This window comes from Pantoea sp. USHLN256 (genome assembly GCF_037149875.1).
Classification (GTDB): Bacteria; Pseudomonadota; Gammaproteobacteria; order Enterobacterales; family Enterobacteriaceae; genus Pantoea; species Pantoea nemavictus.
On the sequence record NZ_JBBCQO010000021.1, the window covers coordinates 1 to 23,493 of the forward strand.

A 23,493-nucleotide genomic window follows, 5' to 3' on the forward strand; every position below is an offset into this window, starting at 1 on the left:
ATCTCTCGCATCCCAGGGCATAAGCGACTCCATAAACGGGTTCTTATGCCTTAGTTGTAAGTGTCTACCATGTCCCCGAACAAGTGTTCACGATCTCCCCGGACTGAACACACAGGTGGGAGAGGGCCGGGGTGAGGGGAACAACGCACAAAACTAATGCGATTTACCCTGCGAAATCCCTATCCCCGTCTGCGAACGAATAAACTGTCCACGGAAACGAGCACGTTCCTGGGCACCGCGCGCCGAATGGTCGGTGATCGAGAACAGCCAGATGCCGATAAACGCCGCCAGCATGGAGAACAGCGCCGGATACTCATACGGATAAATCGGCTTGTCATGCCCCAGCACCTGCACCCAAATCGTCGGTCCGAGAATCATCAGCAGCACCGCAGTGATCAGTCCCAGCCAGCCGCCCACCATTGCGCCGCGCGTGGTCAGTTTCGACCAGTACATCGACAACAGAATAATTGGGAAGTTACAGCTGGCAGCAATCGAGAACGCCAGGCCGACCATAAAGGCAATGTTCTGCTTTTCAAACAGAATCCCCAGTGCAATCGCCACCACACCTAATACCAACACCGTGATTTTCGAGATGCGCAGTTCATCGCGTTCCGTCGCCTTACCTTCGCGGATCACGCTGGCATAGAGATCGTGTGACACCGCTGAAGCGCCCGCCAATGTCAGACCTGCCACTACCGCCAGAATGGTGGCGAAAGCCACAGCTGAAATAAAGCCGAGGAACAGGCTGCCGCCGACCGCGTTCGCCAGATGTACCGCGGCCATATTGGTGCCGCCGAGCAGGGCGCCGCTGGCATCTTTGAAGGCCGGATTCGATCCCACCAGTAAAATCGCGCCGAAGCCGATAATAAAGGTCAGGAAGTAGAAGTAGCCCATAAAGCCGGTGGCCCAGAACACGCTTTTACGTGCCTCACGCGCATCGGCGACGGTGAAGAAGCGCATCAAAATATGCGGCAAACCGGCGGTACCAAACATCAAGCCCAGGCCGAGTGATAACGCCGATATCGGGTCTTTCACCAATCCGCCAGGCTGCATAATCGCCGCACCTTTGGGGTGTACCGCCATGGCTTCGGTAAACAGCGTGTTGAAGCTGAAACCGGTGGCCTTCATTACCATAATCGCCATAAAGCTGGCGCCAAACAGCAGCAGCACCGCTTTGATAATCTGCACCCAGGTGGTGGCTAACATGCCGCCAAACAGCACGTACAACACCATCAAAATACCGACCATCACCACCGCAATGTGGTAATCCAAACCGAACAGCAGCTGGATCAACTTACCGGCACCGACCATCTGTGCAATCAGGTACAGCGCCACCACCACCAGCGAACCGCAGGCCGACAGCGTACGAATCGGTTTTTGCGCCAGGCGATAGGATGCGACATCAGCGAAGGTGTAACGACCAAGATTACGCAGGCGTTCGGCGATCAAAAACAGGATCATCGGCCAGCCGACAAGGAAACCGAGCGAGTAGATCAGCCCGTCGTAGCCCGACGTGTAAACCAGGGCAGAAATACCGAGGAACGAGGCGGCAGACATAAAGTCGCCGGCGATGGCCAGGCCATTTTGGAAACCGGTGATATTACCGCCAGCGGTGTAGTAATCGCTGCGCGAGCGGGTACGTTTCGAGGCCCAATAGGTGATGCCGAGCGTCGCCGCGACAAACACCACGAACATGATGATGGCTTCATAGTTGGTGGCCTGGCGCTGCACCGCGCCGGTTATGGCATCGGCGGCAAATACGCTGGCAGGCACGATAGCCAAAAACATCGAGAGCAAGCGCTTCATGATTTCACCTCGCTCAGGATCTGTTTGGTCAGGCGGTCAAACTCGCCGTTAGCGCGCCACACGTAGACGCCGGTCAGCACGAACGACATCACGATCAGCCCGATGCCAATCGGAATCCCTCGCGTCACGTTGGTGCCTGTATGTAAGGGCGTACCGAGCCAGCCGGGCGCAAAGGCGATCAGCAGAATAAAGCCGACGTAGAGCACCAGCATGATAATGCTGAGCAACAGTGCGAATGCCTGCCGCTTATGCACCAGTTCGTGATAGCGCGGATTACTTTCGACTTGTTGCCAGATTGCTTCCTGTTCAGGGGTTTCGTTCATCACATTTTCTCCAGAGGCAAGGCAGACGGAAATCTCACAATGAAGTGATTTAACTGGCTGAATATTCTAGTTATATATACCCTTCATACTTCAAGCTACAGGTGCGTTGGCTGCGTATGCTCATCCCAGTCACTTACTTCAGTAAGCTTCTGGAATTCTCATCTTTGCCGCCTTCCTGCAGCTCGAATTATTTTGGTTATGGGTTGTGCGATGTTGAAAGGCATACGGCGTAAGGTCAGGGTGACGGAGAGGAACCTGCCGTGGACAGGCTGACACTCTCCGTCGGGTCGATGCCGCTTACGGCATGGTGATGGACTGTTTCTCCTCCAGCAATTTCTCTACCACGCCCGGATCGGCCAGCGTAGAGGTATCGCCGAGATTGCTGGTATCGCCCGCGGCGATTTTGCGCAGAATGCGACGCATAATCTTGCCGGAGCGGGTTTTCGGCAGCGAGTCGGTCCAGTGCAGCACATCCGGCGTGGCAATCGGGCCGATCTCTTTACGCACCCAGTTACGCACTTCGGTATACAGCTCGGGCGACGGCTCTTCGCCGTGGTTTAACGTGATATACGCGTAGATCGCCTGGCCTTTGATGCTGTGCGGAATGCCCACCACCGCAGCTTCCGCAATCTTCGGATGTGACACCAGCGCCGATTCAATCTCGGCGGTGCCCAGGCGGTGACCGGAGACGTTGAGCACGTCATCCACGCGGCCGGTGATCCAGTAATAGCCATCTTCATCACGGCGCGCACCGTCACCGCTGAAGTAGCGATTTTTGAAGGTGGAGAAGTAGGTCTGCTCGAAACGATCGTGATCGCCATACAGCGTACGTGCCTGGCCTGGCCAGGAATCGACGATCACCAGGTTGCCTTCGGTAGCGCCCTCCAGCGGATTGCCTTCGTTATCGACCAGCGCGGGCTGTACGCCGAAGAACGGTTTAGTGGCGGAACCGGCTTTCAGTTCGGTGGCACCCGGCAGCGGCGTGATCATAAAGCCGCCGGTTTCGGTCTGCCACCAGGTATCGACGATCGGGCAACGGCTGTCGCCAATCTTTTTGTAGTACCACTCCCAGGCTTCCGGGTTGATCGGTTCACCCACCGAACCCATGATGCGCAGACTGCTGCGATCGGTGCCTTCAATCGCTTTATCGCCTTCGGCCATCAGGGCGCGAATCGCGGTTGGCGCGGTGTACAGCAACGTTACTTTATGTTTATCCACCACTTCTGCCATACGACTTGGCTTCGGCCAGTTCGGCACGCCTTCAAACATCAGCGTGGTGGCACCGCATGCCAGCGGACCGTAAATCAGATAGCTGTGACCGGTGATCCAGCCGACGTCGGCGGTACACCAATAGACATCATCAGGATGGTAATCAAACACATACTTAAAGGTGCTGGCGGCATACACCAGATAACCGCCGGTGGTATGCAGCACGCCTTTTGGCTTGCCGGTGGAACCGGAGGTGTACAGGATAAACAGTGGATGTTCGGCATCGACAGCGACAGGCTCATGCTGATCGCTGGCCTTCGCCATTAGATCGTGCCACCACAAATCGCGACCTTCGCGCCAGCCGGACTCTTTGCCAGTGCGCTTGAACACCACCACATTTTTCACCGTGGTGACGTTCGGATTGTTCAGGGCATCATCGACGTTTTTCTTCAGCGGAATGCTGCGACCAGCGCGTACGCCTTCGTCGGCGGTGATGATCAGTTTGGCGTTGGAGTCGACCACGCGTCCCGCCACCGCTTCCGGTGAGAAGCCGCCAAAAATCACCGAGTGCACCGCGCCAATGCGCGCGCAGGCCAGCATCGCCACGGCCGCTTCCGGCACCATTGGCATATAAATCGCGACCACGTCGCCTTTCTTCACGCCGAGGCTGGTGAGCACATTGGCAAAGCGACAGACATCGCCGTGCAGCTCACGGAAAGTGATGGTTTTGCTTTCGCTGGCATCGTCGCCTTCCCAGATGATGGCGGGATGATCGCCGCGGGTGGCCAGATGGCGATCGAGGCAGTTGGCGGCGAGGTTAAGCGCGCCGTCTTCGTACCAGCGAATTGAAATATTGCCGGGGGCAAAGGAGGTATTTTTCACTTTGCTGTAAGGCTTAATCCAGTCGAGAATTTTGCCTTGTTCACCCCAAAAGGTGTCGGGATCGTCAACCGATTGTTGATACAGCGCCGCATACTGATCGGCATTAATGAGAGCATTCGCTGCGATGGCAGCGGGTACGGGATGCTTATGTATTTGGCTCATGGCTGACCTCCTTGAAGATGTTAATCATATGTCAATCAAAGGTTAATTGAAGACCGTGTCAGGGCTTTGTTTCTGTTTTGTAGTCTGGATCACGACCTTTTAGCCCCCTTAAATGACACGCGTTCGCTGCGCTAAAACCTGGCGTGAAATGCCCCATCATCTGCTGTAAGCCTACGAGATCTCTGCCGCTGCTGTGCAAATAATCGGCAAACGAGCCGGGCCGCTTTTTGCACAATAGTGCATAGCTATGCTGAAACTTATCGAATTAACACTTTTCATAACAGCGAGTTATAGCCGTTAACCATTGTCAGCATTTTATGCTACTAACCTGAATAAGATTTGCGCTATCGCGCCGGGGGTTGCATTTACCGTAGTGAAAATGGTACTTATCTCGGCCCTGTTCAGCAGGTATCAACTCAGACTGCATCACTTCGCCGGCGCAAAATGCCTGCACAGCTGTAACCGACGTAGTCATAAATAACCCTCTATTTTATCGGGCTTTTGCTCACTTCCCTGTGTGACATTTCTCCTGCACCTTCGCAGCAGAGCAAAGGGGTTTTTAACTGAGGAAATAACGCGTTATGAAAGGTTTTAAGTTCACCCTTGCATGGCAGATTTTAGTTGCGCTGATTCTGGGCGTGATTGTGGGAACCGTGCTGCATAATCAGCCTGACGATCGTGAATGGTTAATCACTAACATTCTGACGCCAGCTGGTGACATCTTTATTCATCTGATCAAGATGATTGTGGTGCCGATTGTGATTTCCTCACTGATTGTCGGCATTGCGGGCGTTGGCGATGCGAAAAAGCTCGGACGTATTGGTGTCAAAACCATCATCTATTTTGAAGTGATCACCACCCTTGCCATTGTGGTCGGCATTACGCTGGCCAACGTATTCCAACCCGGCAGCGGCATTGATATGTCAACGCTGGCAACGGTGGACATCTCTAAATACGAAGCCACAACCGAAGCCGTGCAGGGCGCACCGCATGGATTGGTGACCACCATTCTGTCGCTGATCCCGCAGAACATCTTTGCCTCATTGGTGAAGGGCGACATGCTGCCGATTATCTTCTTCTCGGTGCTGTTTGGTATGGGATTGTCGGCACTGCCATCGGAACATCGCGATCCGCTGGTGACGGTATTCCGTTCTATTTCCGAAACCATGTTTAAAGTGACGCACATGATCATGCGCTATGCGCCGGTCGGCGTGTTTGCGTTGATTGCCGTCACCATCGCCAACTTCGGTTTTGCCTCGCTCTATCCGTTGGCCAAGCTGGTGCTGCTGGTGTACGTGGCGATTCTGTTCTTTGCTTTCGTGGTGCTGGGCACGGTGGCGCGCTTCTGTAAGTTGCGCATTACTACTCTGATGCGCATTCTGAAAGACGAGCTGATTCTTGCTTATTCCACCTCGAGTTCAGAAACCGTGCTGCCGCGCATTATGCAAAAGATGGAAGCCTACGGCGCGCCGAAAGCCATCACCAGCTTCGTGGTGCCGACCGGCTACTCGTTCAACCTTGACGGTTCAACGCTGTACCAGAGCATCGCGGCGATCTTTATCGCGCAGCTGTATGGCATCGACCTGTCGCTGACTGACGAGATCATTCTGGTGCTGACGCTGATGGTGACCTCGAAAGGAATCGCTGGCGTGCCGGGCGTCTCCTTCGTGGTGCTGCTGGCGACGCTGGGCAGTGTCGGTATTCCGCTGGAAGGTCTGGCGTTTATCGCCGGTGTGGATCGCATCATGGACATGGCGCGTACCGCGCTGAACGTGATCGGTAACGCGCTGGCGGTGCTGGTGATTGCGCGCTGGGAAGACCAGTTCGACACCAAACAAGCCGCCGCCTACGAGCAACAGCTGCGTACGCAAAGCGCCAGCTAATTTGCCCGGTGCGCATGAATGCGCACCCTACGAAAACCTCGACAAACAATTTTAGGGTCGCCATTCATGGCGACCGGTATCCCCAGAAACCCGCCATCGGCGGGTTTTTTTATGCCCGCTGCGGCAAAACACAAAAATATCTCCAGAGCAGAGGAATTAACAATTCGGTTTGATATATAGTTTTCCGAATAAATTATTCTCTCTCAGGAGTGTTTCATGCAGATCGATCTCAGCCAGATGATCACCGAAGGGCGTAACCCAGCCAGCCAAAACATCGATGAACTGTCGACCGAAGCCATGCTGCGCGTGATTAATGATGAAGATAAAAAAGTGGCGCTGGCAGTAGAAGCCATCGTGCCGCAGATTGCGCAGGTAGTGGATGCGATTACCGCCGCGTTCAGCAAAGGCGGACGCCTTATCTATTGTGGCGCGGGGACATCGGGCCGGTTGGGCATTCTGGATGCCAGTGAATGCCCGCCAACCTTTGGCACGCCGCGCAGCCAGGTGGTGGGATTGATTGCCGGCGGGCACACCGCGATTCTGCAAGCGGTTGAAAACGCCGAAGACAATGTTGAGCAGGGCGCACAGGATCTGCGTGATATCGCCTTTGCGGCTAACGACGTTTTGGTCGGCATTGCTGCCAGCGGTCGCACGCCGTATGTGCTCGGCGCACTGGCCTATGCAAAACAGCAGGGCGCATTGACGGCGGCGTTAACCTGCAATCCCAACAGCCCGATGTCGCACGCCGCTGACGTAGCGCTGACGCCAGTGGTTGGCCCCGAAGTGGTGACCGGCTCTTCGCGCATGAAGGCGGGCACCGCGCAGAAGCTGGTGCTGAATATGCTCACCACCGGCGCTATGATTCGCAGCGGCAAAGTGTATGGCAACCTGATGGTTGATGTTGAAGCCACCAACCAGAAGTTGGTGCAGCGGCAGGTGAATATCGTCAAGCAAGCCACTGACTGCGACGATGCCACGGCGCAGCAGGCGCTGGCAGCCTGCCAGGGCCACTGCAAAACCGCGATTGTGATGGTGCTGGCCGGGCTCACTGCTGAAGAGGCGACATCGCTGCTCAGCCAGAATCAGGGCTTTATCCGCCAGGCCTTGCGCGACGCGGGAGCACAATGATGGCCGCCATCACGGAAGGGCTGCTGCGTGACATCCTGCACGCGGTGGGCGGAGTGACTAACGTGGTGCAGTGCGGCAATTGCATGACGCGCCTGCGCCTGACGTTGGCCGATGCCGCGCAGGTGGATAGCGCCAAACTGAAAACGCTGCCGGGCGTACTGGGCGTGATCGAGAGCGATGCGCAGTTACAGATCGTCCTGGGTCCGGGCAAAGCGCAAACTGCAGCGGAGAAGATGCAGGCGCTGCTCAATCATGCCAGCGCGGCGGATGCACCCAGCGATCTGCACATCATTGCCAGCGCGCAAAAGCAGCAGATGAAGGCGAAACAGACCAGCGCGCTGCACCGCTTTCTCTCCTGCTTTGCCACCATTTTCACCCCGCTGATTCCCGGCTTTATTGGCGCCGGTTTACTGTTAGGTTTTGCTACGCTAATTGAGCAGATCTTCCACCTCAATCAGCCGGGCGATCATGCGCGTTGGCTACTGGATACCGTGGCGTACATGAAGGTGTTCGGCAAAGGGCTGTTCACCTTCCTGAGTATTTTGATCGGCTACAACGCACAGAAAGCGTTTGGCGGAACGGGCGTCAACGGGGCGATTATCGCGTCATTGTTTGTGCTTGGGTATGCGCCAAAAGCCACGGTCGGTTATTACAGCGGCATGGAAGATTTCTTCGGGATGGTAATCGATCCGCGTGGCAACATTATTGGCGTGCTGCTGGCGGCCATATTTGGTGCCTGGGTTGAGAAACAGCTGCGCAAAATCATTCCCGATAATCTCGATATGATTTTAACGTCATTACTGACGCTGTTAATTACCGGTGCCGTCACTTTCCTGGTGATTATGCCGATTGGCGGCGAACTGTTTAAAGGCATGTCCTGGCTGTTTATTCATTTGAATAATAATCCGTTTGGTTGTGCCCTGCTCGCCGGACTGTTTTTAATCGCCGTGATGTTCGGTATTCATCAGGGCTTTATTCCGGTCTATTTCGCGCTGATGGAAACCCAGGGTTTTAATTCGCTGTTCCCGATTCTGGCCATGGCGGGCGCCGGGCAGGTTGGCGCTTCGCTGGCGTTATGGTGCAAAGCGGATAAGCATTCGCTGCTGCGTAAGCAGATTAAAGGCGCGATTGTGCCAGGCTTGCTCGGCGTCGGTGAGCCGCTGATTTATGGCGTAACGCTACCGCGCCTCAAGCCGTTTATCACCGCCTGTTGCGGTGGCGCGTTGGGTGGCTTCTTTATCGGGCTGGTGGCGTGGCTAGGATTGCCGGTGGGAATGAACACGGTGTTCGGTCCATCGGGTTTGGTAACGCTGCCGCTGATGACTTCATCGCAGGGGATTTTTGCCGGTATGGCGGTCTATCTCGCGGGGTTGATCGTGGCGTGGATTGGTGGATTCGCGTTTACCTGGTGGGGCGGAACCCGTAATGTCGATTTGAGTTAAGTTGGATTTTGCGCAATGCACAGTTTTGTAGCGGCGCGATTTATCGCGCTCATATAGCCGTGACATCGTTTGAAAACAGCGCGATAAATCGCGCCGCTACGGTTTGTGCACTGTTGAATCATTGGGTAAATGTGATTCCTGTCACACTTTTACACTCCCTCGTATCGCTTATCCCGGCAAAGGGGATTTCACCACATAAGGGCCATATGTAAGTAAAATGTCAGGAAAAAATTAAGGATTTATTAAAAGGATAGAAAGCTAGACCTTAAATATTAATTGGCCTTAATTTATTTGGAATATCTCGCCTGCCTCGCAATTATTTATCCATCATCACAATAAGTTACCCGAAATTGCTTTTTGCATCCGCCAGCAAAAAAGTCTATACATTAAGCCATTAAATCTATGCCCGTTAGATTTCAATTTGCAAATGCTCTGGCAGCATGAGCCCAGCTTCCTGCGATGCGAATGGCTGAGGGTAAATAACGATAGCTCTATCCTTTTTTCGCTGCGCTCTATTTTCTTCACACAGTGGTTCTCAAATTAAATGACGACACGGGATTGGTATTAACCTGCCGTTTTATCCCCTCAAGATGAATTTAACGCTGTTGCAATAACAGCGTGGACGCTGCACGCCCACTGGAGGAAGTATGAGGTTCAAATTAAATCCGATTGCGATAGGGATGATGGCGGCGCAACTGCTGTTCTATCCAGCGATTCAAAGTCAGGCGGTTACGTTAGGCGCATATACGCCGCAAGTTAATGATAATCAGGTTGGCAAGCTGGTGGTCAGCAGTGGCAGTGAAACGCTGACCGGTAACCAGGCATTCACCGCAGGCACTGACGGTGCGGTCTCCACCACGCTAGGACAAGTGGCCATTACCTCCGGCTCACAATTCATCAATCAGGATCGCCTTGATCCCGGCCCGCAAAACTTTGCCATTACCACGCCTGATGCCGCGACCGGCACCAATACCACCTTCCAGGTTTACAACTCTGCCAGTCTGGTAGCGCTGGCTCCGGTGAGCAGCACCACCAGCGTGCCGGATGTACAAAATGTGAATAACGGGCAATACATCAATGTGCGCGTGGCGGATGTGACGGGCGGAACGCTGGATGTCAATATTGGCCAGCCCAATGCCGCCAGCAGCGCTGCGACCAACAGCTGGACCATGGCAGCAAAACAGACGCAGCTGTTTGACGTTAGCGGTACCGGCACGGTGAACTGGAACAGCAATAACCGCATTAGCTTCTTTGGCGCAACCGCCACACCTGACGGCAGCGGTGCGGCGACCAGCTCTTACGCCGTGCAGAACCTCGCCACCTACAACGGCGCCTTCAGCGTACAGACGTTGGACGGCAGCAGCACCAGCTTTACCGTCACTAACGCCAGTCAGCTGCAGAGTTATAACAACTGGCTGATTAGTCAGCTGCAGCGCGGCAACCTCGATAAAACCCGCTATCTCACCGAATTTAATAAAGCCGTGACCTTCAGCAGCGGCAATATTGTTTACAACGTTAGCGCGACGCCGCCGGACGAAGTGACGCAGCCCATCGGCAATCGTATTGTGATCAACGCCAGCGGCCCTGATGCGAAAGTAAATCTGGCCGCAGGTAAAACCCTTGAAGTGGTTGGTGCTACCGGTGGGGCGATTAAAGCCTCCAACGGTGCGCAAGCGGTGATTGATGGCAAGCTGGCGAGTCGCGGCAGCATCACCAATAACGGCACCGCGCTGGTATTAACCGACGGCAGCAACGGCCTGAATAACGGTGTGATTAACGGCGGATTCCTCAATCGCCAGGATGGCACCGGCGTGGGTTCAACCGGCTACGGTGCCAACGCGGTGAATGTACAAAGCGGCAGTACGTTTAATAACAGTGCCAGCGGTATCGTTAACCTCGCTACTACCGGCAGCAATTCACAGTATGGCGTGGCGGGTATCAATCTGGGTGCGTCGTCCACCGCCAATAACAGCGGCAATATTAACGTTGGGGTGAACGGCTCCAGCGCTCGCGGCACGGCTTCCGGGGTGCTGCTCACCGATGACACCTCACGCTTTACCAATACCAGCACCGGCAATATTTACATCGGGCGCGGACCACAAAACAGTGTGAATGATGTGGTTGCCGATACGGCGATGAACCAGAGCGGCTTGACCAGCGGCATTGCCGTGGTGGCTAACGGTAACGCGGTTAACGACGGCGCGATCACCATCGGCAGCAAAACGCAAAATGCGGCGGGGATGTCCGCTACGGGCGCCAGCAATGCCACCATGATCAACAACGGCACCATTAATGTGAATGGCGCGGCCGCCGCGATCCCTCGTGAAAACGTTGGCATGCTGGTGACCAACAGTGCTGGCACCATCGATAACGCCGGCATCATTAACCTCAACGGCGTGAACGGTACCGGCCTGAAAGTGCTGGCGACCAATGGCCGCAGCGCGAGCGCCACGTCAACCGGGGTTATCAATGTAGCCGGTGCTGCCGATCCGGCCAGCGGCACGCGTAACTATGGTGTCTGGGTTGAGGGACAGGGCACTGGCACAGCACAGTCGACAGTCGATGGGCCAATCAATCTCCGGGGTAATGGCGCCATTGGCGTGCATGCGCGCGGTAACGCCACCGTAACGGTTGATCCGGCTGCGGTACCGACTTTCGCCACCGGCAGTAATCAGATTGCCTTTTTCGCCTACGGCCCCAATGCGTTAATCAGAGTGTTAGGGAATAATCCGTTTGATGTCACCACCCAGAACTCCACGCTGTTCCGTGTTGAGCAGGGGGCGGATTTTAACGGCGATTCCCTGGCGCTAACGGCATCGGGTGCCGGTTCTACAGCGGTACTTGGCAGCGGCGTGGGCACCGATGTGAACACCGATGCGGCGGTGATTAACGTGAGCGGCACCGGCGCCAACGGCATTACCGTTGAAGGCGGCGCAAAGGGCGTAATCGACACCACCACCACCATGAACCTCACCGGAAGTAACGCGATTGGGGCGATTGTTGATGGTCAAAAGCATGATATTAATGGCAAAAATAGTGGCTCTCCGGTTGCCAGCACCACGCTCAACTCCGCCGCAACCCTCAACGCCTCGCAGAGCGGATTAACCGGCTATCTGGCGCGTAACCGTGCGCAGTTAACCAACACCGGGGATATAAACTTTACCGGCGCTAACGCCACGGGCATCCGCGTGGAGAGTGGCGCAACCGCTAACAACAGCGGCAATATTGCAATCAACGATGGCGGCACCGGTATTTCGGTCAACAGCAGCGGTACCACCACCACGGCGAACAATAGCGGCGTGATCAACGTTAATGGCGGCACAACCAGCGCGCGCACGCGCGGCGTGAGCGCCAGCGGCAGCGGCGCGGTGGCGAATCTCAACAGCGGCGCACTCAATCTCAACGGCGTCGGTGCGATTGGCGCGGAAGCCTTGAGCGGTGCCAGAGTCAATGTTTCAGCGGCTTCAACGCCGATATTCAACAATACCGATCAACTCGCCTATCACGCGGCGGGTGCAGGATCGCTGATCAACAGCGCGGCCAACGCACTGAACATTAATACCAACGGATCAACCGGTTACCGCATTGATGATGGCGCCACGCTGGCGCTGAGCAACGGCAGCGCGATCACCAGCAGCGCGGCCAATAGCACCGGCGTAATTGTTTCGGGCAGCGGCAGTACGCTGAACAGCGGCAACGGCCAGCTCACCGCAAGCGGCAATGGCAGTACGGGCGTGCGGGTGGAGGGCGGAGCGCAGGCCACATTGGCGGCGGGCAACAGCGTCAATGCCAGCGGCACCAATAGCGTTGGCGTGCTGGTAAATAACCTGCGGACCGATCTTAGCAATGCGCTGAACGGTAGCGCTGCGCCTACGTTGGTTACCAACAATGGTGCGGTGAGCGGCGCAGGCACCAACGCGGTGGGTATTGATGTCACCAACGGCGCTGAACTGGTTAACAACGGCAACCTCAACTTCACCGGCAGTAATAACATCGGTATCCGCTCACGTGCGGGCAGCACCATCACCAATAACGGCGTGGTGAACGTGGCGAACGGCACCGGGCTGGATGTCTCCGGCAGCGGCAGCACCCTGGCGAAAGGCGGTACCATCAATGTCGATAACGGCATTGCAGGTGTACGCATCAGCGATGGCGCTCAGCTGGCGCTAACCGGCAGCGACACGGTGATCACCACGCGCGGCAATGCGCACGGCATCTTGCTGGATAGCGGTGCGACCGCCCTCAGCGCCAGCGATGCTACGGTGAACGTGCTGGGCAGCGGTAACGGCATTGAAAATCGCGCCGAACTCAGCAACGTCGGTTTGAGTAATCTCACCATCAACGTCGGTGACGGTAACGGCATTCGTACGGCGGTGCCGTTCGATCCGGCCTCAACCGTCACCACCAATGTGTCCGGTAGCGGTACCGGCCTGAATATTGTCAATGCCGATGGTTCAACCACCAGCGGCGATTTAACGCTCGGTTCAGGTTATCAGTTCAACGTCACCGGCGCTGGCGGCACCGGCATCCGTGCCAATACCACCGGTAATGTGACCACCGCCGCTAACGTCAATATCGACAATGTGGCGGGCGGATCGGCGCTGATTTCCAGCACCGCGGGCACCATCGTCAATACCGGCAATCTCAGTTCGAACAGCCTGACTTCGCCAGTGGTCGATCTGCGCGGCGGTAAAACGGTGTTCGAGAACCTCGGCAACATCATCACTGCCAATCCACAAACCGTGGCGGTGGCGGGCAGCAACGCCAATGACGAAATTCTCTTAACGGAAGGTGAAGTCAGAGGGGATATCAACCCTGGCGGCGGCTCGGATGTGTTCCGCTGGACCGGCGGCACGCTTAACGGCAGCCTGACCATGGGGAACGATAACAACAACAGTGCTGAAGTCAGCAATGTTGATCTCAGCACCACCTACCATCTCACCAGCGGTACCGGCACCGGTAACACCCTGACCTTTAACAATATTGAATCACGCGGTGGCTCATTTAGCGCCGACGATCTGACTAAAGGGGTCAACCTGGGCAGCGGCTGGAGCACCATCAACTTCAACGATTCCCAGTGGACCTTAACCGATAACCTCAAACTGGCGCACAGCGATATCAACATCGGCAGTGGTTCAACGCTGTATGCCGGTAACAATGTCAATCCAACGTTGGCCGGTGGCAGTGCCAACTCGCTGGTGGTGAACAACGCCGGGATTATCGACTTAACCAACGGCAGCGGTTCACCGGGTAATCGCTTAACCATCGATGGCTCACTGGCATCGACGGGCGGACAGGCGAATCTGGTCACCAACCTTAATGAGGGCGGGGCGCTGAGCAATCAGTTCACCGACCACATCAATGTGACTGGCGATGCCAGCGGCACCACGCTGCTGAATGTACGACTCGATGCCGCCAGCACGGGCGCGCTCACCGATGTAAACCGTTCCGGCGCTATCGATGCCTATGAAGGTATTTCGCTGGCGCAGGTCGCCGGCAACGCCAGCGGCAGCAGCTTCGGCTTACAAGGCGGTTATCTGTCAGCGGGACCCTGGCAGTACCAGCTTTATAGCTTCGCGCCGGGCAGCAGCGATCCAAGCCAGCGTTTAGTTAGCGGCACAGGCAACAACTACTGGGATTATCGTCTGGCGAACGCTTACGTTTGCCAGGGCGAAACCAGCTGTTCACCGTTGGTCATTACGCCGTTTAGCCCGGAACCCCGCGTGAATGAAAATGCGCGTCCGGCGGTGGTGCCGCAGGTGCCTTCCTATGTTTCAGCACCGGTTGGCCTCGCCTACTACACGGCGGCGATCATTGACGATTTACATAAGCGTCTTGGTGAACTGCGTCACGAACAAACCCGCCCGGATGGCAACGGTGGCGAGATGTTTGTGCGCTATATCGGCTCAAACCTGAAGTACAAGAGTGACCAAAGCTTCCGCAACTATGGCTACGATTTTGACCTCGATTACAGCGCGGTGCAGATCGGCGGCAACCTGTTACGTCTGGATGGAGATAAAGACAGCCTGCGCGGTGGGATAGCGTACACGCGCGGTAACACGCGTATCCGTCCGCATGCCGCCGATGGTTATAGCAGTACCACCTTCGACAGCGACAGCCTGGCGCTGTACGGTACCTGGCAGCGTCAAACCGGCTTCTATCTTGATGGCGTGTTGTCGTTCGACTGGCATCGTGGCGAAACGGATATCGCGCGTCAGCAGGAGGTCGCGAAGCTGAAAGGTCACGGCTGGACAGCGTCACTGGAGAGCGGTTATCCGTTTGAACTGGGTGATGGCTATAAGCTGGAGCCGCAGGCGCAACTGATGTACATGAAGCTGAATATGAACGACTTCGTGGATGAAGATGGCAACAAGGTGCGTTACGGCAACTACAACCAAACTATTGGCCGCCTCGGCGCACGTCTGGATCGCACCTGGACCGACGACAGCAACCGCCAGTACACGCCATATCTGCGCGCCAACTACTACAAAGGTTGGGGCGGAACGGCGAAAACGTCGGTCTCCTCGGTGGACAATCCCGCCTTTGGTGCCAGCTTCGACAGCGGCAACTTCGGCCAAATGTGGGAAGTCGGCGCAGGCGGCACCGCAACAGTGCAGAAGGATGTATCGCTCTACGCTGAAGCGGATTATCGCAAAGAGATCGACGGCAACGGCGCCAAAGGGTGGCGGTATAACGTTGGCGTTCGCTGGCAGTTCTGATTTCCCGTCGCACTTCGCGCTGCAAGTGCGTTGGCTGCGCTTCCTCACCCCGGTCACATAGTAAACTATGCTCCCGGGGCTGAGTCAGCTTGCCGCCTTCTTGCAACACGAATTGCTTTGGGAAATCTCGTGCAGCGTTCTAAAATCAAAAGATGAGTTTGGTATATTCTAAAACCACGTTAATTGATTCTGTAAGTCTGAAAAATGTGAAAGCCGCTGCAAAGCGGCTTTTTTATTGCGGTTAATTTGAAACTGACGCTAAAGCCAGAGCCTTGCAGTGCCGAAAAGGTAAAAAAGTGTAATCGATTTTTCTTTTAGCCTGCGTCTTGCAAGGACACACACATGCGTAACAACCAGCCCGTCACTCAGCGCGAATTCGCTTTTGCGGATGACGCCACACTGATGTCGACTACCGATCTCAACAGCTACATCACCTATGCGAACGACGCTTTTATAGAAGTGAGCGGCTTCAGCCCGGAGGAGGTGAATGGCCAGCCGCATAACATGGTGCGCCATCCCGATATGCCGCCTGAAGCCTTTGCGGATATGTGGTCGACGCTGAAGCAGGGCGAGCCTTGGACGGCGCTGGTAAAAAACCGTCGTAAGAATGGCGATCACTACTGGGTGCGCGCTAATGCTATTCCGGTGGTGCGCGAGGGCAAAGTGCAGGGCTTTATGTCGGTGCGCACCAAGCCGTCAGCCGAGGAAGTGCGTGCGACCGAAAAGCGCTATCGTGATTTTCGTGAAGGTCGCGCCAAAGGGCGTCGCTTCCATAAAGGTTTGATTGTCGGCACTGGCTGGCGCCGCCTCGGTTCCATCCTGAAAACGCTGCCGCTGCGCTGGCGGATTCGCTCGACGTTACTCACGCTGCTACCGCTCTCGGTGTTGGGCGTCTGGCTGCTGGGCTTGGCACCGTTGGCAATTGGCGGCTTTGCGGGCGGCATGGCGGGCATTTTGCTGTTAGCGAGCCTGTGGCTGGAACAGCAGATTTCACGTCCAATGGAGCGCATGTGCCGCCAGGCGTTGAGCGTGGCAACCGGTGCCAGCCATAAAGTGGAACAGATCGATCGCGTGGATGAGATCGGCGTAACGCTGCGCGCTATCGGCCAGCTTGGCCTGATGTTCCGCTGGCTGGTGGATGATGTCAGCGGCCAGGCAATCAATGTGCTAAGCGCCAGCGATGCCATCGCACGCAGCAACGATGAGCTGAGCCGCCGCACTGAACAAGCCGCCGCCAACGTGCAGCAAACCGCCGCCACCATGAATGAAATGACCGCCACGGTAAAGAGCAACACCGATACCGCCAAAGAGGTGAATGGCCTGTCGGAAAACACCAGCTTTGCCGCGATTAAAGGGGGCGAAGTGATGCAGGAAATGGTGGGCATGATGGCGGAGATCGCTGACAGCTCTAAGCGCATCGCCAACATCACCAGCGTGATTGATGGCATCGCCTTCCAGACCAACATCCTGGCGCTGAACGCCGCAGTAGAAGCGGCACGCGCCGGAGAGCAGGGCAAAGGATTCGCGGTGGTGGCGGGTGAAGTGCGCAGCCTCGCGCAGCGTAGCGCCAAAGCGGCCAGTGAAATTAAACATCTGGTGGAAACCAGCGCCAGCCGCGTGCAGTTGGGGAGCGATCACGCTGATGCAGCCGGTCACACCATGCAGGAGATTGTCGATCGGGTGCAGAATGTCACCGCGCTGATTGCGCAAATCAGCGGCGCCACCGCCGAGCAGGCCATTGCGCTGACGCAGGTCAGCACTGCGGTGGAAGATCTCGACGATATCACCCACCAAAACGCCGCGCGCGTGGCCGAAAGCGCCGAAGCATCGGGCCGCATGACGCATCAGGCCAATCGGCTGGTGGAAGCGATCAGCGTGTTCCGCTGATCCTCAGCGCATTTCCCGTTCGGCGCGCAGCGCGCCGGGGGGCGTGCCGACAATGCGTTTAAACGCACGGCTAAACGCCGCCAGTGAACCATAGCCGAGGTGGAAGGCGACGCTTTCCACCGCTTCGCCCTCATTGACAATACGCTCCACCGCCAATCGCATACGCAGCTCGGTAAGATAGCGCAGCGGCGTCATGCCGGTTGCCGTTTGGAAGCGCGCGGCAAACACCGAACGCGAACTGCCAGATTCGCGCGCTAATCGCTCCACCGTCCAGTTTTCGCCTGGCGCGCGGTGCATCGCCGCCATCGCCTGGCTGAGACGCGGATCGCGCAGCGCCTGTACCAGCCCGCTGCCTTTGCCACAGCCGTTTTCCACCCAGCCACGGACGATCTGCGCCGCCACCACATCCGCCAGCCGCGATAAAATCCCGGCAAAACCGGCTTTGCGCTCACGCGTTTCACGCTCCATCGCATCAAGAATCGGCTGGATTTCTGGATACTGCGCCAACAGCGTGCTGACCAGCATCACGTCCGGCATGGTGTGCACCAGCGGCTGCATGCCGCCCAGTTCAAACGCCATACAGGCACTGAACAGAATCACATCGCTGTTATCCGGGCACAGCTCGCTGCTGTCATCGATGGCGCAGACGCTGCCGCAAATCGGTCGGCTATTAAAGGTTGAGATGGGTTCGCAGGTCGCCTCTTCGCTGGAGATCAGCGCGTGCGGTTTGCCGTGCGGAATTAGCAGCGCATCGCCCGCCTGCAGCGGGTAGATTACCCCAGACGCCGAGCGGATCAGCAACGATCCCCGCCCAACAAAATGCAGCTGTGCGCGGCCTGGCGCATCGTCAAACTGCAGGCCAAAGGGCGCGTGCAGCGCAATGCGCTGATATTTGACGCCGTAGAGGCGCATACCCATCAACAGTTCACTGGTCAGATCTTCATAGCGGCTCATACGGATCCAGACGAATAATCAAAAAACAAAGTTTCTGCATCATAGATCGTCTGATGAACACTCACTATGCTTAACGCTAAATATTTTGTGATGGGGATCACAGATGAGCCTGGATACTGAAATAGTCGAAACACCGCTAGAAGTGGACAAACCGGCATGGGGCGCGGTGTTTGCCATGGCGTTTGGCGTGTTCGGCCTGATTACTGCTGAATTCTTACCGGTAAGCCTGCTAACGCCAATCGCCGCCTCGCTGCAGATCAGTGAAGGCCAGGCGGGTCAAACCGTGACCGTCACCGCGCTGGTGGCACTGCTCACCAGTCTGGTGATCGGCAACGTGACGCGTCAGCTCGATCGCCGTTTGGTGATGCTGGCCTTTACGCTGCTGCTGATTGCCTCCGCACTGCTGGTGGCGTTTGCAGAGAATCTGCCGATGATTCTGCTGGCGCGCGTGCTGCTTGGCATCGCCATTGGTGGCTTCTGGACGCTTTCTACCGCGATTACCATGCGTCTGGTACCGAGCGATCAGGTGCCGCGCGCGCTCTCTATTGTCTTCAGCGGTATCTCGCTGGCGACCATTATTGCGGCGCCGCTGGGGAGCTATCTGGGCGGCATTATCGGCTGGCGTAACATCTTTATACTGACGGCTGCGTTGGGCGTGCTGGCGCTGTTTTGGCAGTTCTTCACCTTGCCCGCGATGCCGCCTGTGAATAAAGCACGCAGCGGTGGCGTGCTGGATCTGCTGCGTAAAAGCGTGATGCGCTGGGGCATGCTGGCGGTGATCATGATGTTCACCGGTCACTTCGCCTTCTTCACCTATCTGCGTCCGTTCCTTGAAGGCAGCGCGCAGCTTAATGTGAATCAGCTGTCGCTGGTGCTGCTGGCGTTTGGCGTGGCCAACTTCTTTGGTACCTCGCTGGCCGGTTATCTGGTGACACGCAGCGTGTCGCTGACGCTGACGGCAATGGCGTTGGTGATGAGCGTGACTGCGCTGGTGCTGGTGAGCTTTGGCGAGGTGTCATGGTTGGTGGCGGCGGGCGTCGCGCTGTGGGGCCTGGCGTTTGGTTCCATGCCAACCGGCTGGTCAACGTGGATTTCCCGTGCGGTGCCGGATGATGCCGAGTCGGGCGGTGGTTTGCTGGTCGCCACCATTCAGCTGGCGATCACCGCCGGTGCGGCAGCCGGTGGCTGGATGTTTGATCTGCAAGGGGCTGGCGGCGTGTTTCTTGCCAGCGGCGTGCTCATGCTGTTAGCCGCTATCACCATTTTCACCCGCGTTCGTCATCACGGTTAATCACTACCAGGTCGCCATAAATGGCGACCTTACAACACCGTCGGGGCGCCATTTATGGCGACCGGGTTGATAACCGCATGGATTCTCATAAATACCTATCACAGCCATTTATCCTGCCTTTTGACTAAATGTCAGATTTTTAACCGTTTGCACCAGGGTTATTCCAAACGTGCTTTTTATGTTCAAAATAATCGAACAACTACGGCAAATCTCTCCGCTTTTTACTGATCAATTCTGCGCCTATTATATCTCTCAACAAGGCGATGACGCCTTACTCAATCAAACGTTTATTAAGGAATTGACCATGAAATCTATCAAAACTTTTGCTGCTGTTGTTGCTCTTACCGTTCTGCCATTCGCGAGCTTCGCTCAAAGCATCACTGCAACCGCTTCAACGCTGGATGGTGCAGAAGCGCAAATCGCTGCTCAGGCGCACGAAGCTGGTGCTTCCTATAAAGTGACCGAAGCTAACTTCAACAACGGCGTGCACATGACGGCCGAACTGACCAAATAAGTTGCGTTAACGTTCTGTGCTGACAGGGTGCCTCCGGGCGCCCTGGCGGCGTTGCTAACCTGATAAAATCCTGTCACTTTCCCTCCGAAATGATTACTATTCTCAAAAAGTAACATCCTTCGTCGGCTCGCCTCGGGCTGTCTTTTTTAACATTGGTTGTAATGTCGAGCTTTCACTTCACTGCCATCAGGCGGTGTTTTTGCTATGGAGAAGTTATGAAGGCGAATAAAAAATCGTGGGCGCTGCGTCCTCTGTTGCTGGCAACGGCGCTGTTCTCTACCTCTGCGGCGATCGCGGCGGAAACTCAGCCGTTGAATCAGGTGATTTCAAAAGGCGCTTATGAGCTGGCGTTTAGCAATAGCGATAACGCGCTGTTCCTGGCGACCGCGCAAAGCACAACCGACAAAAAAGGCGGCACCGTTTATCGTCTTGATCCGCAGGATCTGGCGGTGAAGCAAACCATCAGCACCGATCTGCCGACCTTTGGCGCGGCGCTCAATCAGAAAACCAATATTCTCTATTTAGGTAACACGCGTGATGCTGCACTGACCGCAGTGGATGCCACCAGCGGCAAAGTGATCAATACGCTGGTGCTGGATGGGCGTAAGCGCAGCGAAACCGTGCGTCCGCTGCAGCCGCGTCAGCTGGCGGTCGATGCGGCTACCGATCGCGTTTACATCACCGGCCTGGGTGAGCAGAGCGTGGTGTGGGTGGTGGATGGCAAAACCCTGAAGCTGATCAGCACCGTGCCGAACACCGGCAAAATGGGTACCGGTCTGGCGATCGATTCTGCCGCGCAAAAGCTGTACGTCACCAATGCGGATAATGAGCTGGTGACCATCAATACGCGCCTGAATGCGATTGAAAAGCGTCAGAAAATTGAGGGCGACAAAGATCATTTCTTCCTCAACATCTCGCTGGATACCCAAGGCCATCGCGCTTTCCTCAGCGACTCTAAGCAGTCGCAGGTGCTGGTGCTGGACACCCGCACGCAGCAAGTGATTCACAAGATCGATGTGCCGGAATCGCTGGCGGTGCTGTTCAATGCCGATCGTGATGAGCTGTACGTCACCCACCGTAAAGCGGGTGAAATCAGCATCATCGACGCCAGCAGCTACAAGGTGAAACGCACAGTGAAAGCACCGGGCCTGCCAAACAGCCTGGCGCTCTCTGCCGATGGCAAAACGCTGTTTGTCAGTATCAAACAGCCAGGTTCACGCAAAGAGCCACCGAAGAATCCGGACAGCGTGTTACGCATCGCCCTTTAATCCCCGTCATACTTCAAGCCGCAGGTGCGTTGGCTGCGTGTGCTCGCCCCGGTCACTTACTTTAGTAAGCTCCCGGGGACTCACACCCTTGCCGCCTTCCTGCAACTTGAATTATTTAGGGGATATCTGGTTTTACTGGGCGGCTTGTGCCGCCCTTTGCATTTCTGGCATTCGCTGCGTTTTTATCGCCACAGATACGCTACCTTGTAGGACGACAACACCATAAGAGAGGACGCTATGAGCCAGTTTTTTATGCATGAGAAAAACGATCTGGTAAACGAAGCCATCGAAGGGGTTTTACTCAGTACGCCGTGGCATAACCTCAGTCGCCTCGATCTTGGCGATGAGATCCGTGTGGTGGTGCGTTCGGACTGGGATAAGAGCAAAGTGGCGTTAATTTCGGGTGGCGGTTCCGGTCATGAACCGGCGCATGCCGGATTCGTCGGTAAAGGCATGCTGACGGCGGCGGTGTGTGGCGACATTTTTGCCTCGCCGAGCGTCGATGCGGTGCTGAACGCCATTGTAAACGTCACCGGCGACGCCGGTTGTCTGCTGATTGTGAAGAACTATACCGGCGACCGCCTCAACTTTGGTCTGGCGGCCGAGAAAGCCAAAAATCTGGGCTACAAGGTCGAGCTGGTGATGGTGCAGGATGATATCGCGCTGCCGGAAAACCCGCAGCCGCGCGGTATTGCGGGCACGGTGCTGGTGCATAAAATCGCTGGCTATGCGGCGGAGCAGGGACAATCACTCGATGAGGTCAAAGCATTGGCGCAGCGCGCGATTGATGCCACCTCGTCGATTGGTCTGGCTTTTGCCACCTGTCATGTGCCGGGCGAAAAGCGCGATGAACGCGTCGAGCCAGGCCACAGCGAGCTCGGCATGGGTATTCACGGTGAGCCAGGTGTGGTGACGCTCGATACGCAAAACAGCCGTAAAATCAGCAGCATCATGACTGATAAACTGGCGCAGGCGTTGCCGGAAGGCAAGCAGGCGCTACTGCTGATCAACAATCTCGGCGGCTTCTCGCAGCTGGAGCTGGCGCTGTTAACGCGTGAAGTGCTGCAGTCGCCGCTGGCGGCGCGCATCACCCATCTGATTGGTCCGGCGACGCTGGTGAGTGCGCTGGATATGAAAGGCTTCTCATTGTCTTTGCTGGCGCTGGAAGAGCCGTTTCTGGCAGCATTAAGCGCGCCGGTTCAGGTGCTGGGCTGGGTGCCGGTGTATGACTTTGCGCCGATCAGCCTGCAACGTGCGGAGAAAATCGGCAGCGTGCTGGATTTTGATGCGTCTGAGAATGCCGAAGTGGCGAAGATTGTTGCAGGCGTCACGCAAACGTTGATCGATCTGGAGAGCGAGCTGAATGCGCTGGATGCCAAAGTTGGCGACGGCGATACCGGTTCAACCTTTGCCGCCGGCGCGAAGAAGATTCAGCGCGGCCTGAAGGACAAGCAGCTGCCACTGAATGAGCTGCCCACCTTGCTGGCGCTGATTGGTGAGCAACTGGCAACGGTGATGGGTGGATCGAGCGGCGTATTGATGTCGATTCTGTTCACCAGCGCCGGCCAGCAGCTGGAAGAGGGCAGCGCGCTACCGCAGGCGTTGATGCACGGTCTGGAACGCATGAAGCATTATGGCGGCGCACAGCCGGGCCATCGTACGTTAGTCGATGCGCTGCAACCGGCGCTGGAAGCGTTAGTGGCGGGCGAGTCGCTGGCGGCGGCCGCTAAAGCCGCTCAGCAAGGCGCGGATGCGACTGCGCAGATGCAGAGCGCCAAAGCGGGACGATCGGCCTATCTGAATCAGCAAAGTCTGGATGGGGTGAAAGATCCGGGCGCGTATGCGATTGAGAAGGTGTTTGCGGTGTTAGCGGGGTAGATTGTGCGGGCTGATGCCCTCACCCCGGCCCTCTCCCTGTTCAGTCCGGGGAGATCGTGAACACTTGTTCGGGGACATGGTAGACACTTACAACTAAGGCATAAGAACCCGTTTATGGAGTCGCTTATGCCCTGGGATGCGAGAGAT

General features: G+C 56.3%; 13 protein-coding genes. 9 read left to right on the forward strand and 4 right to left on the reverse strand.

The genetic code is table 11. The features are described 5' to 3' along the window. Nucleotides 1-153: 153 nt before the first annotated feature. From actP to acs, 3 genes are all read right to left on the reverse strand, one after another. Entirely contained in the window at nt 154-1,806 is a 1,653-nt protein-coding gene (gene actP, locus WFL93_RS23805) for a cation/acetate symporter ActP (protein ID WP_007888569.1), read from the reverse strand. Then, nucleotides 1,803-2,129, reverse strand: a complete 327-nt coding sequence (locus WFL93_RS23810; RefSeq protein ID WP_336779186.1) for a DUF485 domain-containing protein — start codon at nt 2,127-2,129, stop codon at nt 1,803-1,805. Before WFL93_RS23810 ends, actP begins: the two co-directional genes overlap by 4 nt. Before the next feature lie 297 nt (nt 2,130-2,426). Continuing rightward, the gene (acs, locus tag WFL93_RS23815) at nt 2,427-4,382 is read right to left on the reverse strand and encodes an acetate--CoA ligase (protein ID WP_049851292.1); all 1,956 of its coding nucleotides are present in this window, start codon (nt 4,380-4,382) and stop codon (nt 2,427-2,429) included. A 581-nt stretch (nt 4,383-4,963) separates the two neighbouring features. On the opposite strand from acs, the gene gltP reads away from it, so the two are divergent. The 5 genes from gltP to WFL93_RS23840 all read left to right on the forward strand — a co-directional run bounded on the left by gltP (nt 4,964) and on the right by WFL93_RS23840 (nt 17,441). Next, nucleotides 4,964-6,265, forward strand: a complete 1,302-nt coding sequence (gltP, locus tag WFL93_RS23820; protein ID WP_007888562.1) for a glutamate/aspartate:proton symporter GltP — start codon at nt 4,964-4,966, stop codon at nt 6,263-6,265. Between the two features lie 216 nt (nt 6,266-6,481). Beyond that, entirely contained in the window at nt 6,482-7,393 is a 912-nt protein-coding gene (gene murQ, locus WFL93_RS23825; protein WP_007888556.1) for an N-acetylmuramic acid 6-phosphate etherase, read from the forward strand. Then, nucleotides 7,393-8,835 (forward strand): PTS N-acetylmuramic acid transporter subunit IIBC, encoded by a 1,443-nt coding sequence (gene murP / locus WFL93_RS23830; RefSeq protein WP_336779191.1) that lies wholly within the window; start codon nt 7,393-7,395, stop codon nt 8,833-8,835. Before murQ ends, murP begins: the two co-directional genes overlap by 1 nt. A gap of 647 nt (nt 8,836-9,482) precedes the next feature. After that, the gene (locus WFL93_RS23835; RefSeq protein ID WP_336779187.1) at nt 9,483-15,554 is read left to right on the forward strand and encodes an autotransporter outer membrane beta-barrel domain-containing protein; all 6,072 of its coding nucleotides are present in this window, start codon (nt 9,483-9,485) and stop codon (nt 15,552-15,554) included. Nucleotides 15,555-15,896: 342 nt separating this feature from the next. Then, on the forward strand, nt 15,897-17,441 hold the full coding sequence (locus WFL93_RS23840) for a methyl-accepting chemotaxis protein (RefSeq protein ID WP_336779188.1): 1,545 nt from the start codon (nt 15,897-15,899) through the stop codon (nt 17,439-17,441). A gap of 3 nt (nt 17,442-17,444) precedes the next feature. Here WFL93_RS23840 and WFL93_RS23845 read toward each other — a convergent pair whose 3' ends face one another. Continuing rightward, entirely contained in the window at nt 17,445-18,395 is a 951-nt protein-coding gene (locus tag WFL93_RS23845) for an AraC family transcriptional regulator (protein ID WP_049851295.1), read from the reverse strand. A gap of 103 nt (nt 18,396-18,498) precedes the next feature. Here WFL93_RS23845 and WFL93_RS23850 point away from each other — a divergent pair, with 103 nt between their 5' ends. The 4 genes from WFL93_RS23850 to WFL93_RS23865 all read left to right on the forward strand — a co-directional run bounded on the left by WFL93_RS23850 (nt 18,499) and on the right by WFL93_RS23865 (nt 23,346). Then, nucleotides 18,499-19,686, forward strand: a complete 1,188-nt coding sequence (locus WFL93_RS23850) for an MFS transporter (protein ID WP_007888547.1) — start codon at nt 18,499-18,501, stop codon at nt 19,684-19,686. Between the two features lie 304 nt (nt 19,687-19,990). After that, on the forward strand, nt 19,991-20,200 hold the full coding sequence (locus tag WFL93_RS23855; RefSeq protein ID WP_007888545.1) for a DUF1471 domain-containing protein: 210 nt from the start codon (nt 19,991-19,993) through the stop codon (nt 20,198-20,200). Between the two features lie 215 nt (nt 20,201-20,415). Then, complete coding sequence (yncE, locus tag WFL93_RS23860) at nt 20,416-21,468, forward strand: 7-bladed beta-propeller protein YncE (protein ID WP_336779189.1); 1,053 nt, start codon at nt 20,416-20,418, stop codon at nt 21,466-21,468. A 237-nt stretch (nt 21,469-21,705) separates the two neighbouring features. After that, nucleotides 21,706-23,346 (forward strand): dihydroxyacetone kinase subunit DhaK, encoded by a 1,641-nt coding sequence (locus WFL93_RS23865; protein WP_336779190.1) that lies wholly within the window; start codon nt 21,706-21,708, stop codon nt 23,344-23,346. Nucleotides 23,347-23,493 lie beyond the last annotated feature (147 nt).

Coding starts and splice junctions, on each gene's coding strand:
- actP (WP_007888569.1), bottom strand. CDS start 1,806: ATGAAGCGCTTGCTCTCGATGTTTTTGGCTATCGTGCCTGCCAGCGTA.
- WFL93_RS23810 (WP_336779186.1), bottom strand. CDS start 2,129: ATGAACGAAACCCCTGAACAGGAAGCAATCTGGCAACAAGTCGAAAGT.
- acs (WP_049851292.1), bottom strand. CDS start 4,382: ATGAGCCAAATACATAAGCATCCCGTACCCGCTGCCATCGCAGCGAAT.
- gltP (WP_007888562.1), top strand. CDS start 4,964: ATGAAAGGTTTTAAGTTCACCCTTGCATGGCAGATTTTAGTTGCGCTG.
- murQ (WP_007888556.1), top strand. CDS start 6,482: ATGCAGATCGATCTCAGCCAGATGATCACCGAAGGGCGTAACCCAGCC.
- murP (WP_336779191.1), top strand. CDS start 7,393: ATGGCCGCCATCACGGAAGGGCTGCTGCGTGACATCCTGCACGCGGTG.
- WFL93_RS23835 (WP_336779187.1), top strand. CDS start 9,483: ATGAGGTTCAAATTAAATCCGATTGCGATAGGGATGATGGCGGCGCAA.
- WFL93_RS23840 (WP_336779188.1), top strand. CDS start 15,897: ATGCGTAACAACCAGCCCGTCACTCAGCGCGAATTCGCTTTTGCGGAT.
- WFL93_RS23845 (WP_049851295.1), bottom strand. CDS start 18,395: ATGAGCCGCTATGAAGATCTGACCAGTGAACTGTTGATGGGTATGCGC.
- WFL93_RS23850 (WP_007888547.1), top strand. CDS start 18,499: ATGAGCCTGGATACTGAAATAGTCGAAACACCGCTAGAAGTGGACAAA.
- WFL93_RS23855 (WP_007888545.1), top strand. CDS start 19,991: ATGAAATCTATCAAAACTTTTGCTGCTGTTGTTGCTCTTACCGTTCTG.
- yncE (WP_336779189.1), top strand. CDS start 20,416: ATGAAGGCGAATAAAAAATCGTGGGCGCTGCGTCCTCTGTTGCTGGCA.
- WFL93_RS23865 (WP_336779190.1), top strand. CDS start 21,706: ATGAGCCAGTTTTTTATGCATGAGAAAAACGATCTGGTAAACGAAGCC.